The organism is Myxococcus hansupus, from assembly GCF_000280925.3.
GTDB lineage: Bacteria > Myxococcota > Myxococcia > Myxococcales > Myxococcaceae > Myxococcus > Myxococcus hansupus.
This window is the reverse complement of record NZ_CP012109.1, coordinates 3,172,382-3,187,767: the sequence shown is the minus strand read 5'-3', so window position 1 is coordinate 3,187,767 and position 15,386 is coordinate 3,172,382. Positions and strand designations below refer to the sequence as shown.

Sequence of the window (15,386 nt, the reverse complement as noted above, 5' to 3'; positions counted from 1 at the left end):
TGCAGGACCTCCTTGGGGAGCTACGCAGTCAAACCTTGCACTGGCATTTCCGCCCGAGACAGCTCAGCGAGGGCAGGAAAAACCAGCACCCTATCCAGACATTTTTGAATTTCATTTGCAAGCACGAGGACATTTCTCTCATCCATGATGAGTGTCATGTGATTACCCGGAACGGGAATCACTTCCGTGCCGGCAAGGGCGAACGTCTTCACGCTGTCGACAAGCGGGTCACCTCCCACTGTCACAGGACCCGTCCTGAAAAGTGTGGCGGTGCCGCTGTATGAAGTGAACGTATAGAGTTGTTCGGAGCGCCGTGTTGCCAGGAAATTCCGCGCGGTGAGGGCTGTATCGCGCAAGAAACGCCGGAGATAGGAATGGTGTCCTTCCGCGTCCCGACGGAGCAGGTCACCTAGCGACTCCGGCAGGCTGATACCCATCCATTCACCGATCTGCCTGGCGCTCGCGTAGTCCTTCGGCATGGGGGCTTCCCCCAGCGCCTTGAACATCTGCGAGCCCCCGGGAATCTCTTCACCATTCGCGTCATGCGCGGCGAGCCGGTCCAGCGCGGCGCCGTCAATCAGGCCCAACAAGGCCACCTGCTCCCCCATCGCCTCCAGTTGGCGGGCCATCTCACACACGACGAGCCCACCGTAGGACCAGCCCGCGATGCGGTAGGGCCCGCGCGGCTGGACCTGTCTCATGGCCGCCACGTACAGCGCGGCCGACTCCTCGATGGTCTCCGGAGGCTGCTGGTCATCCATCACCCCCGGCATCTGGAAGCCGAACACGGGCTGGTCCGAGGACAGGTAGCGCGCCAGGGTGACGTAGACGGCGGGGCTGCCCGCCGAGGGCGGCGCCAAGAACAACGGCGGATTCTTGCCCAGCGGCTTCAGCGCGATCACACAGGCGGGGAGCTGCCGGACCAGCGCGGTGACCATCACCGAGTGCTCTTCAATCCAACGGGCCAGCGCCTCCACCGAGGGACGGTCGAAGACTTCGTTGAGCGGAACCTCCACCCCCAGCTTCGCGGAGATGCGCGAGATGAGCGTGACGGCCAGGAGCGAGTGTCCGCCCAGCTCGAAGAAGCTGTCGGTGGGCGCCACGGCGCTCAGGCCCAACAGCTCGCTGAAGAGCGCCTGGAGCTGCCGCTCCGTCTCCGTGAGCGCCCCGGTGCGGGCCAACGCCACGCCCGTGGCGGCCTCCGACGTCACGTGCGGCAGGGCCTTGCGGTCAATCTTCCCGCTGGGGCTCAGCGGCAGCTCCGGGAGGACCACGATGACCTCGGGCACCATGTACTCGGGCACCACGTCGCGCAGGGCCTTGCGCAGCTCCGTGCGCAGGTCCGTGCCGTCCGGGCGCTCCATCGTCTGGGGCTGCACGTAGGCCACCAGGCGGGCCGCGCCGTCGGGCGCGCGCCGCAACACCACCGCGGCCTGGACGACGTCGTCGTGGCGACCGAGCGCGGCCTCGACCTCCCCCGCTTCGACGCGGTGGCCGCGAATCTTGAGCTGATCGTCCTGTCGCCCCAGGTACTCGATGCGGCCGTCGTGCAGATACCGGGCATGGTCGCCCGTCCGGTAGAGCCGCGAGCCCCCCGCCCCCGTCGAGTCCGTGTCGAAGGGGTTGGGGATGAACCGCTCCGCCGTCAGGTCCGGGCGGCGCAGATAGCCCCGGGCCAGCCCGATGCCTCCGATGTACAGCTCTCCGGACACCCCCACCGGCACCGGCTGGAGGAAACGGTCGAGGATGTACAGCCGCATGCCGGTGATGGGCCGGCCAATGGGAACCCGCTCCGGCAGCGGCGCACCGTCCGGGAGCAGTTCCTCGAAGCAGCACGCCACGGAGGCCTCGGTGGGCCCGTACTCGTTGATGATGCGGGTGGGCACGCCCTGCTCCCGCCACGACGTCAGGTCCACGCCGTGCAGCCCTTCGCCGCCCAGCACCACCGCGTGCGCGCGCCCCAACACCTGCCGCGTCTTGCCCAGGCCGTTGAAGGCCCGCAGATGTGAAGGCGTCATCTTGATGAAGCTGAAGCCCTGCTCCGGGTAGTCACCGGACGTCAGCACGTCGATTTCGCGCCCCCTCGGGACGAGGAACAGCGCGCGACCCGCCAGCAGTGGCGCGAAGAGGCTCGTCAACGTCCCGTCGAAGCTCACGGAGCCAATCACCGGGCTCCCCGTCCCCTCGTGGAGCCGGTACGCGCGGGCGGACCACCGCAGGTAGTTGATGATGCTGCGGTGGGTGATCTCCGTGCCCTTCGGCCGGCCCGTCGACCCCGACGTATAGAGGATGTAGGCGAGCTGTCCCGGCAGCACGTCGCGACGCAGCCGCACGCCGGTGGCGGCGGGGACGTCTCGGTAGCCCTCGTCCACGAGGACGGTGACGAAGCCGCCCATGCCCCAGAGGCGCTCGGCGCGTTGCGAGGTGGAGATCAACACGCGCGGCCGTGCATCCGCCACGATGTGCCGGAGCCGGTCCGTGGGCTCATCGGCGTCGAGCGCCAGGAACGCGCCGCCCGCCTTGAGCACCGCCAGCAGGCTGACGATGAGCTCGGGCGTGCGCTCCAGGTAGACGCCCACCACCACCTCCGGCCCCACGTCCAAATCCTGGAGGTGCGCCGCGAGGCGATCACTGAGCTGGTCCAGCTCGCCGTACGTCAGCTCCCAGTCATCCACGACGAGCGCGACGGCGTCGGGGTTGCGCGCCGCCTGGGCCTCGATGAGCGTATGGAGGCAGACCTCGGGGGAAGCGTCCGTTCCCGTGGCGTTCCAGTGCTGGAGCACACGCTCACGGTCCGCCGGGGGGAGCACGGGCAGCTCGGCCACGGGCCGCTGGGGCTCGTTCACCAGCCCGTCCAGCAGGACCTGGAAGCAGTCCATGTGGTGCTGGATGGTCGAGTGCTCGAAGAGGTCGCGGTTGTAGACCATGCGCGCCACCAACCGGTCTCCGTGGTCATCCACGAACAGGTTGAGATCGAAGCGCGAGGTGGTGGCCTCGAACTCGAGCGGCCGCATCCGGACGCCCGTCCCATCCGGCGACTCGCTGGCGGCCCGGACCCAGGCGAACACGACCTGGAACAGCGGGTTGTGGCCCAGGCTTCTCGCGGGTCGCAGCTCCTCGACGAGCAGGTCGAAAGGCAGGTCCTGGTGCGCGAAGGCCTCCAGCACCGTCTCGCGCACGCGCTCCAGCACCGTGGAGAAGCCGGGGGCACCGCCCAGGTCCACGCGCATGACCAGGTTGTCCACGAAGAAGCCCACCAGGGGCTCCAGCTCCGTGCGGGTCCGGTTGATGGAGTTGGCCCCCAGCACCAGGTCATCCCGCCCCGTGAGGCGGTGCAGCAGCACGAAGAACGCGCTCAACATGCCCACGAAGGGCGTCGTCTTAGCCGAGTGGCTCAGGGCCTTGAGGGCCGAGGTGACGCGAGGGCCGACCTCGAAGCGGACCTCGCCGCCCCGGTTCGTCTGCACCTTGGGCCGAACATGGTCCGTGGGCAGCTCCAGCAGAGGCGGCGCGCCCTCCAGCTTCTTCCGCCAGAAGTCCACCAGGCGCTGACGGACCTCCCCCTGGAGATAGTCCCGCTGCCAGACGGCGAAGTCGCCGTACTGGAGCGTGAGCGGAGGCAACGGCGAGGGTTGCCCGGACGCGAAGGCGCCGTACAGCGTCACGACTTCGCGGACGAGCACCGCCTGCGCCCACACGTCCGCCGCGATGTGATGCAGGCAGAGCTGGATGAACTGCCCCCCCTCCCCGCCTTCGATGACGAGCACGCGGACCACCGGCCCCGTGGCGAGGTCGAAGGGGCGATCTCCCTCGCGCCGGAGGAACGCCTCCACGCCCGCGGGCGCGGTGGCGAGCACCTCGGCTTCCTTCAGCACCTGGAAGCCGAAGCGGGGCTCCGGGTCCACCCACTGCACGGCCGCGCCTTCGTGTTCGGCGTAGCGGGTGCGGAGAATCTCGTGGCGGCGGACAATCTCCACGAAGCAGCGGTGCAGGATGGACGGGTCGAGCCGCCCTTCGACCTGGAGGGCCAGCACCAGGTTGTAGGCGGTGCTGCCAGGCTCGAGCCGGTCCAGGAACCACAGCCGCGTCTGCCCATACGACAGGGGCGCGTACCCATCCCGGCGGACCGGGACGATGGGGGCCTCCTCCCGGACCTCGTCATGGTCCCGCAGCAGCTTCAGCAGGGCCTGCTTGTGCTCCGCCAGCGCATGGCGCAGCTCCGGGTCGGCGGCGCCCTTCGGGCCGCGAAGCCGCAGCGCATCGCCTTCCACGCGGACTTCCAGTCCCCGCCGGTTCATCTCGGCGACCAGTTCCCCCAGGTTCATACCGTCAACTCCTCGATTTCGGCGGCGGCCGTGGCAGCGGGCGCGCGCGCGAGCAGTTCCTTCAGCCCGAGCTGGGTGTGGAGCGCGTCCACGAGCCCATCGAGCGTCGTTCCGTCGATGAACCGCGCCATGAGGAGCTCCACGCCCAGCTCACGGCCAATGCGGTTCTTCAGCTCGACCGCGCGCAGCGAATCGAGCCCCATCTCGTTCAGGGAGATTTTCTTCTGAAGGACTTCGTGGTCCGGGGCGAAGCCCAGCAACGGACCCAGGCGGCTCTGCACGTACCGCGTCAGCAGCGCGCGCCGTCGCTCGCTGTCCGCGCGCTTCAGCTCCTCCATCAACTCGTGCATGCGCGAGGCCCCCGCGGAGCGCGCCTGCTCGCGAAGCATGAGTTCGGAGAACAGAAGCCCGTGGCCGGGCGACGGGCCCGACTCCAGCGAGGCCACGCTGAACGGCACCACGCCCATCTGCACGGCCCCCTGCTCCAGGAGCTGCTCGAAGACCTGGAGGGCCAGTTCTGGAGCGAGGCTGGAGCCGTCGGAGACCTCGCCCCGGTCCGCGCTCTTGGCGGCCATGCCCGCGCCGGCCCAGCGCCCCCAGTTGATGCTGAGCGCGGGAAGTCCCATCCGGCGCCGGTGATGCGCCAGGGCGTCGAGGACGCTGTTGGCCGCGACGTAATTGGACTGCCCCGCCACGCCCACCAACGAGGCCGCGGACGAGTACGTCACGAAGAGGTCCAGCGACAGGCCCGCCGTGGCGCGGTGGAGGTTCAACGCGCCTTGCACCTTGGGCGCGAAGACACGGGAGAAACGCGTCCGGTCCTGGTGAAGGATGACGCCGTCCTCCAGCACGCCCGCCGTGTGGATGACGCCGCGCAGGCGTGAGCCCCGCTCCGCCACCCCGTCCACGAGCCGCTGCACGTCGTCCCACCGGGAGACGTCCGCGCGCGCGACGGTGACGTCGACGCCTCGCGAACTCAGCGACTGGAGCCGGGCCTTCGCCTCGTCGCCCGGAGCGCTTCGGCCGACCAGCAGCAGGTGCTTCGCGCCCGCTCCGGCCAACCACTCCGCGGTCGCGAGCCCGAGCGCGCCCAGACCTCCGGTGACGAGGTACACCCCCTCGGGCTGGATGCGCACGGGGGCTGCCTGCTCCGGCGCCTGGGTCGGACGCACCAGACGCGCGCCGAGGAGCCGGCCGTCACGCAGGGCCATGACGTTCTCCTCGAGCGGCTCCGCCATGAGGTGGAACAGCCGCGCCAGCGCGTCGTCGCCGGGCTCCAGGTCGACCATGCGGCAGCGCAGCTCCGTATGCTCGATGGCGGCGGCCCGGCCGAAGCCCCAGAGCGACGCCTGGGTGAAGCGGTCCACGGTGTCCGTCGCCGCCACGGCGACGGCCCCTTCCGTCACCATCCACAACGCGGGGCGCTGGGCCCAGTTCGCCCGCGCCAGGGCCTTGACCAGGTGGAGCGCTCCCACCGTGTTCCAAGGCACCTCACCTGACGGCGACTCGGGAGCGCGCTCACTCCGTCCCCACAGGTACGCGACCGTCGCGGGCACCGTGCCCGCGGCCACCACGTCCTGGAGCAGACGCTCGAAGCCCGCGGGGTCCATGGGGTCCACGCGGTAGAGGCCCGGCTCGACGTGCTCATACGCCGGGCCCGGCGTCACCACCACGCAGCTCCAGGCACGCTCTCGCGCCAGGGCGCGGACGGCTTCCGCGTCGTGGCCCGCGTCCACCCACAACAGGCACGCGCCGGGATGGTTCGCGACCTGGTCCCGGCCCGCGGGCGCGGCGTGTTCACGCCACGCCAGCTCGAAGAGGAGCTCTTGCATGGCGCCCGAGAAGGACGCCTTGAACGCGCGGCGGTCGAGCTGCTTCAGCAGCAGGCCCTCCACCTCGGCGATGACCGCGCCCTCTTCATCGAGGATGCGCAGGTCGGTGCTCACCAGTCCCTCGGAGAGCGCGGCCCCCGTGCCGCCCCGCGCCTGAACCCAGACGCGGCTTCCGGGGCGCTTGAACCACCGCAGCCGTTCGATGGCGACGGGGATGCGGCCCTGTCCGCCACCTTCGCGCGGGGCCTCGCCGCCCGTGAACGCCGCCGCGGCCGTCTGGAAACACGCGTCCAGGAGCAGCGGGTGGAGCCAGTAGTCGCCCACGCCGATGACGAGTGCATCCGGCAGCCGCACGTGCGCCAGGCAACCGCCGTCACCGAACCTCAGCGCATCGATGCCCTGGAAGGACGGGCCGTACTCGAGCCCTCCGCTCGCCATCATCTCGTAGAAGGCGCTCACCGAGCCTTCGCGCGGGAAGGCCTTGAACAGGCTGCCCTCGACGTCGACGGACTCCGGACGCGTGCGGCCCTCGACGATGCGGCCCTGGGCCAGGCGGTGCCAGTTCCGGTCCGCGCCCGTGCCCTGCCCGTGAATCTCGAACCGGGAGCCGCCCTCATCGGGCGTCAGCACCGTCTGGACGTCCTGGGCCTGCCCCTCCGTGAGGACCAGGGCTCGCTCCAACTCGATGGCCGTGAGTTCCAACGGGCGCTCACCCGAGGCCACCTGGTGCGCCGCGCCGATCGCCATCTCGACGTAGCAAGCGGCCGGCAGCACGGGATTGCCGAGCACGCGATGCTCTTCGATGAAGGCGGGCGAGCGCGTGCTCAACCGCGCGGAGAAGCGCGCCTCCTGTGAGCCGGGCAATGACAGCCGAGCCCCCGGCATGGGGGGGCCACCGCTCCGCGCCGAGCCCTCCTTCGACGCATAGCCGGGCTTCTCCACCTGCCGCTTCTCCATCCAGTAGCGTTCCCGGAGGAACGGATGGGTCGGCAGGCACAGCGGACGCCGTTCGAAGGGCGCATCGAACGCGGCCCAGTCGACCTCGAAGCCCCGCATGTACAGCTCCGCCAGGCTGGCGACGAGCTGCGCCGTCTCTCCCGACGAGGGGCGCAAGCTCGGGAGCCACGACAGCTCGTCCGCGCTCTGGAAGTTCCGGCGGCCGATTCCCGCGAGGATGGGCGCCGGTCCAATCTCCAGATAGGTCCGGTGCCCTTCCGCGCGCAGGGCCTCCAAGCCGCTCGCGAAGGCGACAGGCTCACAGAGCTGCCGGCACCAGTACTCCGGCTGGGTGATTTCGGCGTCGATGTGCCGACCGTGCAGCGCGGAGACGAGCGGAATCCGGGGCGCGGACAGGGACAGCCCGCGGAACGACGCCGCGAACGGCGCGAGCACCGGCTCCATCATGTTCGAGTGGAACGCGTAGGCCATTCGCAGCCGCTTGAAGGGGATGCCTTCGCGCGCCAGCTCCGCCTCCACAGCGGTGATGGCATCCGGCTGTCCCGAGACGACCAGGTCCTCGGGGCCGTTGACGGCGGCCAGGCAGACCGCCCCGGCGTGCGTCGCGATGACGCGCTCCACGGTTTCGAGTCGGGCGGAGATGGATGACATCGCCCCGGCCGACAGGTGCTCGCTGATGAGCCGGGCGCGCGTCACCACCAGGCGCAAGGCCTCCTCGATGCTGAACACACCCGCGACCGCGGCCGCCGCGTACTCGCCCAGGCTGTGCCCGATGACCGCCCCGGGCGTGACGCCCCAGGCACTCCACAGCTCCGCGAGGGCGTACTCCAGCGCCACCAACGCGGGCTGTGCGTGCCGCGTATCCTCCATGAGCGCGGCGGAGCTTTCGCCAAAGAGCAGGTCCTCCAGCTTGCAATCCAGCAGCCCTGCCAGGGCCTGGGAGCAGCGCTCCAGCGCGGTCCGAAACGCGGGCTGCGTCTCGTAGAGTTCCCTTCCCACGCCAGGGCGAAGCGCGCCTTGTCCCGTGAACAGGAAGACGGGCTTGGGGCTCTCCGTGCCGCGCAGGGGCTCCCGTGCCGGGCGAAGCTTCTCCTCGCGCAGGCGCTTCAGGTTCGCGCGCAGCTCGGCCGCGGTCGTCCCCGTCACGGCCGCGCGGTGCTCGAACTGGGAGCGGCCCGTGTTCGCCGTGTAGCACCAGTCGCCCAGGGCGGACGCCGCCTCGGGCAACGCGTGCTCCTGCGCCTCCATCAGGGCCTCCAACGAGGCCTCGCTCTTGGCGGACAGGGACAGCACGTGCGCCGGGCGCTCACGCTCCACGCGCGGCCGCGCCAGCACGGGGGCCTCCTCCACCACCATGTGGACGTTGGTGCCGCTGAAGCCGAAGCTGCTGACCCCCGCGATGCGGCGCTTCTCGCCCCGCGGCCAGGGCCGCGTGGTGGTGGGCACCGTGACGGGCAGGTCCTCCCAGCGGATGTTGGGGTTGGGCCGCTCGAAGTTCAGGTGGGCGGGGATGGCCTCGTTCTGCAGCGAGAGGAGCACCTTGATGAGCCCCGCGATGCCCGCGGCGGCCTCCAGGTGCCCGATGTTCGTCTTCACGGAACCGACGAACAGCGGATCGCTCCGGGTGCCCTTCCGGCCAAAGACGGAGCGCAACGCCTCCATCTCGATGGGGTCACCGAGCAACGTCCCCGTGCCGTGGGCTTCGATGTAGCCGACCTGCTCCGGCTCCACCCCACAACTGTCGAGCGCCGCGCGGATGACGCGCTCCTGGGAGCGACCGTTGGGGACCATCAACCCGCTGCTGCGGCCGTCATGCGTCACCGCCGAGCCGCGGATGACACCGATGATGGCGTCACCCTGGGCCAGCGCGTCCGACAGCCGCTTGAGCACGACGACCGCGCATCCCTCACCTCGCCCGAAACCATCGGCGGAGGCGTCGAACGTCTTGCAGCGCCCGTCGGCGGCGAGCATCCGGTTCTGGCACTCGACCATCACCGTGACGGGCGAGAGGTTCAGGTTCGCGCCCGCGGCGAGCGCGATGTCGCTCTCGTCGTTGCGCAGGCTCTGACACGCCAGGTGGATGGCCACGGCCGACGACGAGCAGGCCGTGTCCACGGAGACAGCGGGCCCCTGAAGGCCCAACGTGTGGGAGATGCGACCCGCGGCAACGGAGGGATAGTTGAGAGATGCGGAGTGCATCTCCATCTCCTCGCTGATGCCGAGCAGGTTGTAGTCGTTGTGCATCAACCCCAGGAAGATGCCGGTGCGGCTCCCCGTCAGGCTGCTGGGAGGAATGCCCGCGCGCTCCAGGGCCCGCCAGCACTCCTCGAGCAACAGCCGTTGCTGCGGGTCCATCCCCTTGGCGTCTCGCGGCGTGATGCCGAAGAAGCCCGGGTCGAACAGGTCCACGTTGTCGATGAAGGAACCCCGGCGCGTGTACATCTTCCCCGGGACACCGGGCGTCGGGTCGTAGAAGTCATTGACGTCCCAGCGCGAGGCCGGGACTTCCCGCGACGCGTCGCGCCCGGCCGCCAGCAGCTCCCAGAACGTCTCGGGCAGCTCACCGCCACCGGGAAAACGGCACGACATGCCCACCACCGCGATGGGCTCCGCCGCCAGCAGCTCCTTCTTCGAGCGCAGTTGACTCGCGAGGTACGCGAGCTTGACGACAGGCAACTCCGAAATTCGTGAGGATAGTTTCGCCATCAGGGTCTCATCTGGTGAGCGCGCTCTCCAGCTCCTGGTCGATGAGGGACGTCAGCTCCTGCTCTGACAGCCCTTGGATCTCCGCGGTGAGCGCGCCCTGCGCCTCCCGCGATGCTTCCTGTTGCTTGGGGACCTCGGCCTCCACACCCAACTGCTCGGCCAGGTGCGCGACGAGGGCATTCACGGTGGGGAAATCGAAAATCAGCGTCGAGCGGAGGCTCCGCCCCAGGCTGCTGGCGAGCCGGTTCCGGATTTCGATGGCCAGCAGCGAATCCACGCCGACCTCGAACAGGCGCTCGTTCCCCGCGAGCTTCTCTGTCTCTGGCATTCCCAGCGTCGTGGCGACCTGCGCCGACACGTGCCGCCGCAACAACTCCAGCCGCCGGTTCGCTGGCGCCGCGTCCAACTCCACCTGGAAGACGGGTGCTGGCGCCCGCTGAGGGACGGCGCTGATGAAGCCCTGCACCAGCGACTGGCGCGCGAGCCCCGGGAGCTGCTCCGCGAGCCGCGCCCAGTCCACGGGGAAGACGCCCCACTGGACCTGACCGCTGCCCAGGAGCCGCTCGAGCACGCTCAGGCCCTGCTCCACCGGGATGGAGCCGAAGCCCTGCGCCCCCGGGCGCACCGAGGCGGCGCGCTCCAGCCTCGCGGCCATGCCCGTCTCCGCCCAGGAGCCCCAGTTGAGCGTCAGCGCGGGCTTGCCCTCCGCCTGACGCAGGTGGGCCAACGCGTCGAGGAAGGCATTCGCCGCGACGTAGTTCGCCTGACCCGGTGAGCCGATGAGCGAGGCCGCAGACGAGAAGCAGACGAAGAAGTCCAGCGCCATGCGCGCGCTGAGTTCGTGCAGGTTCCACGCGCCTTGGACCTTCGGTGCCAACACCGCGCGGAACTGCTCGGACGTCTGGTTCGCGAGCGTGCCATCGCGCAGGACACCCGCGGAGTGGAAGATGCCGCGCACGGGAGGCCCGCTCCGCAGACGCTCGAAGAGCTCCGCCACGGCGTCGCGCGAGGTGACATCCACGAGCGCGACCTGGACCTGGACGCCCTTCGCGGCCAGTGCGTCGAGCTGTGCTCGTGATTCAGCGGAAGGCGCGTTGCGGCCCATCAACACGAGGTGCCGCGCACCCTTCTCCGCCAGCCAGAGCGCGACGCGGAGCCCCAGGCCGCCCAGGCCGCCCGCGACGACATACGCCGCGTCCGCCACGATCGCCGGCTTCTTCGCGGACGAGGCGCGCAGCCGGGCCCGCTCGAGCCGGGCGGTATACAGACCGCCGTCGCGAATGGCCGCGCTGGACTCCTCGCCGGGTAGCGACAACGCCCGGACGAACGCGCCCAGGTCCTCGGCACGGGGCTCCGCCGACAGGTCGATGCGCAGGCACCGCAGCTCGGGCAGCTCCGTCGCCACGGCCTGACCGAAGCCCCACAGCGGAGCCTGCGCCACCCGCGCGCCCTGCGCATCCGAGGCGAGGCTCTGGGTTCCTCGCGTCACCAGGACCAGCCGGGGCGCAGCCGCCGCGCTCCGCGCCAGGGCCTGCGTCAGGTGCAATGCGCCCGTGAGCCCGGAGACGTGTGCCGCCTCCAAGTGGGCCAGCGTCCCCGGGCTCACAGGCCCCTCGTCGAGGCCCCAGAGGTACAGCACGCCCGTGGGCGGTGCGTGCGCCCAGTCCTGAACGAGCCGTTCGAAGTGGTCCGTGGAGGAAGGATTGACGCGGTAGCCCTCCGCCCCCTGGCTGTAGGTCTCTCCCCTGCGAATCACGGTGCACCGCTCACCGCGCTGCGTGAGCACCTGCACGAGCTCCGAGCCAAACCCCTCCGCGTTGACGAAGACGGCCCAGTGCTGGCCCGCGCCCTGCGTCTCCTCCGGAACGGCACGCGGCGCCCAGGCGACACGGTAGAGCCAGTCCTGGAAGTCTCCGTCGAGCCCACGAAGCAGCGCGTCCCGTTCGGCCCTCCGCACCGAGAAGCCCGACAGGACGGCCACCACGCCGCCATCCTCGGAGCACACGGTGAGGTCCGAGGCCGGGAAGCCCGCCTGCCCTTCATGTGGCGGCTGCGTCGCATGGGTCCAGACGCGCTCCGGCAGTGCCCGGTACAGGTCGAGCCGTCGCATCGCCACCGGCAGGTGCAGCGCGTCCTCTCCGGTGAGCCGCGTCACCGCGGCGGCGGTGCGCAGGCAGCCGTCGAAGAGGGCCGGATGGACGCGGTACTGCCCACTCCGGTCCTCGACCTGGCTGAAGGACAGCGCGGCACCGGTGCCCCGGTGGAGTGAGCTCAACACGCGCAGCGAGGGCCCATAGTCGAGCCCGTGCTGGGTGAAGACGGCGGAGAGGTCCTCGATGGAGACCGCCGTGGCACAGTGCTGACTCCACGCCTCACGGCTGACGACAGGCGGTGACTCGCTCAGGACGGAGGCACGGCACGTCACATGGGTGACCCATGGCGCGCGCGCGCCGCGGCCCTCCTCCGGACGCTCGTCGCCACGGCTCATCACCGTGCACGACAGGCCGTCCTCGCCCACCCGCTCCACCAACGTCTGGACGGTGCGCGTCTGCTGCTCCGGCAACAGCAGCGGCTGGAGCAGCGAGAGGTCCTCCAGCCGCAGCGACTCCGTCCCCAGCACCTGGGACGCGGCGGAGGCCAGCATCTCCACGAACGCCGAGGCCGGGACCACGGCCTTGCCATACACACGGTGGTCCGTGACGAAGGACGCGGTGTCCGCGGACAGCTCCGAACTGAAGACCGTCGTGCCGTCCTTCAGCGCCGGAGACTCCAACCGGGCACCGAGCAAGGGATGTGTCGAAGCGCGCCGGACCTGCCGCGTCCAGGGTGCGGGGACGTCCAACCAGTAGCGCTGGCGCTCGAAGGGATAGGTCGGCAACACCGTGCGCCTGAGGCCCTGGCCCACGTCGAAGCCCGCCCAGTCCACGCTGACGCCGCGCACGTGAAGCTCGGCCAGCGCGCGGAGCAGGCCCGCCCAGTCCGAGCGGCGCGGATGCAGCGTCTCCAGCCACACCGCGGCTTCGCTGGCCACCACGTCCCGAGCGAAGCCCGACAACGAGGGCTTGGGCCCGAGCTCCAGGAACACGCGCACCCCGCGCTGGACGAGCGTCTGGACGCCCTCCGCGAAGCACACGGGCTGGAGGACGTGGCGAGACCAATAGCCGGACTGGGTGATGGCCTCCCCCACCTCGCGGCCGTCGAGATTCGAGATGAGCGCGACCTGGGGCGGCTGCAACGCGACGCGCGCGACGGCGCGCTCGAACTCCGCCAGCATGGGCTGCATCAGCGGCGAGTGGAAGGCGTGCGAGACGTTCAACCGCCGGCTCTCGATTCCCTCCGACACCAGCCGTTGGACAATCGCGTCGATGGACGCCGCATCCCCGGAAATCACCGTGTTGCGCGGACCATTGAGCGCCGCGACGCTCACCCTCGGATGCGGTGCGAGGAACGGTGCCACGCGTGACGGCTCCGCGAACACGGCCAGCATCGCGCCGGGCGCTTGCAGCGCTTGCATCAACCGCGCGCGCTCGGCCACCAGCGGGAGCCCGGCCTCGGGCGTCATGACACCCGCGAACATGGCCGCCGCGTACTCACCCACGCTGTGCCCCAGGACCGCGTCCGCGCGCAGGCCCCAGGCGCGAAGCAGACTCGCCAGGGCCAGCTCCAGCGCCACCAACGCCGGCTGGGTGTACCGCGTCTCGTCGAGCGCGCCCGAGGTGTCCTTGAACAACACCTCCGTCAAAGGCCGCTCGAGGTGCGGCTTCAGAATCTCCTCGAAGCGCAGCAGCTCGCGACGGAAGGCGGGCTCCGTGTCGAACAGCTCACGGCCCATGCCCACGTACTGGGAGCCTTGTCCCGTGAAGAGGAAGGCGACCTTGGGCGCGTGCTCCTCCTTCCGACCCTCCGCGGCGGCTCCGCCCTCCCCCTGGCTGAAGGCGCGCAGGGACTGAGCCAACGCTTCGGACGTCGGGGCCACGAACGCCGCGCGCTCCTCCATGGCGGCACGGCCGGTGTTCATCGTGTGGCAGACGTCCGCGAGCGCATCACCGTGCCCGTTCGACAGCGCGTCCGCCAACGAACCCGCGAGCCGGCGCAGGCTTCCCGCCGACCGGGCCGAGAGCGCCAGGACATGCGATGGCCGCGCCACCGCGCGCTCCGACAGCTTGGGCGCCGGGGCCGACTCCAGGACCACGTGCGCGTTGGTCCCCGAGAACCCGAACGAGCTCACGGCCGCGAAGCGTGACGCCTCGGCCGTCCAAGGACGGAGCGCGGTGGGCACCTCGATGGACAGTTGCCGCCAATCCACGTGCGACGTGGGCGTGCGCAGGTGGAGATGAGGAGGCACCTCCGCCTTCGCCAGACACAGCGCCGACTTGATCAACCCCGCGATGCCGGAGGCCCCCTCCAGGTGCCCCATGTTCGTCTTCACGGAGCCCGCCATCAGGGGCTGCTGGCGTCCCGTCCTGGCGCAGTAGACGGCGGAGAGCGCCTCCAGCTCGATGGGGTCACCCAACGCGGTGCCCGTCCCGTGGGCCTCGACGTACCCCACCTTCGCGGGCTCGACCTTCGCGTCATTCAACGCATCACGGATGACCCGCTGCTGTGCGAGGCCGTTGGGGACGGTGAGCCCGCTGGTGCGCCCATCCTGGTTCACCGCCGAGCCACGAAGCACCGCGACGATGGGGTCCCCGTCCGCGAGCGCGTCTTCCAGGCGCCGCAGGAAGACGAGGCCACACCCTTCCCCTCGCCCGATGCCGTTGGCCGAAGCGTCGAAGGTCTTGCAGCGCCCATCCGGAGACAGCATGTGCGTGCGGGACTCGATCAACGTCGCCACTGGCGAGAGGACCAGGTTCACGCCCCCCGCGAAGGCGAAGTCGCTCTCACGCTGACGCAGGCTGCGAATGGCGAGGTGCACCGCGACGAGCGACGACGAGCACGCGGTGTCCACCGTGAGGCTGGGGCCCTGGAGACCGAACGTGTACGAGAGCCGCCCGGCGGCGACGCTCGCGCCGTTGCCCGCGCCCGTGTGCGCGTCGATCAACTCCGGCGACTGCGTGGCAATCTGCGTGTAGTCCTGCCCCATCAGGCCCACGAAGACGCCTGTCCGCGTGCCGTGGAGGCTCGCCGGACTGCGGCCAGCGCGCTCCACCGACTCCCAGGCCACCTCCAACAGCAGGCGGTGCTGCGGGTCCATCCGCGCCGCTTCGCGCGGAGAGATGCCGAAGAAGCGCGGCTCGAACTGGTCCATCCCCCGAAGGAAGCTGCCGTGGCGCGTGTAGATGCCACCGGGATGGTCCGGGTCGGGGTGGAAGAAGCTGTCCGCGTTCCACCGGTCGCCAGGCACCTCCGTGACGGTGTCCGTGCCCTCCGCGAGGAGGCGCCAGTAGCCCTCTGGGTCCGTCACGCCGCCGGGGAAACGGCAGCCCATCCCCACGATGGCGATGGCGCCATGCCGCTCCAGCTCCTGGGCATCGAGCTTCGACTGGGCCTCCTGCAACTTCAGGAGCGCGCGCTTCATCAGCTCGCCGTAGCTCGTATCGCTTCCTTGCGCTGACATCGATCCGTC

3 protein-coding genes are annotated in these 15,386 nt (G+C 70.3%); all 3 read right to left on the bottom strand.

Annotation, left to right across the window (positions count from 1 at the left end):
* Positions 1-20: 20 nt before the first annotated feature.
* From A176_RS12505 to A176_RS12495, 3 genes are read right to left on the bottom strand one after another with little or no spacing between them, the layout of a single operon-like run.
* Positions 21-4,325: a non-ribosomal peptide synthetase gene (locus A176_RS12505; RefSeq protein WP_002638599.1), complete on the bottom strand. Its 4,305-nt coding sequence runs from the start codon at positions 4,323-4,325 to the stop codon at positions 21-23.
* A complete protein-coding gene (locus tag A176_RS12500) occupies positions 4,322-9,820 on the bottom strand; it encodes a type I polyketide synthase (protein ID WP_002638600.1) in 5,499 nt (1,832 codons plus the stop codon). The genes A176_RS12505 and A176_RS12500 overlap by 4 nt, the downstream gene beginning before the upstream one ends.
* A gap of 7 nt (positions 9,821-9,827) precedes the next feature.
* The gene (locus A176_RS12495; protein ID WP_002638601.1) at positions 9,828-15,377 is read right to left on the bottom strand and encodes a type I polyketide synthase; all 5,550 of its coding nucleotides are present in this window, start codon (positions 15,375-15,377) and stop codon (positions 9,828-9,830) included.
* Positions 15,378-15,386 lie beyond the last annotated feature (9 nt).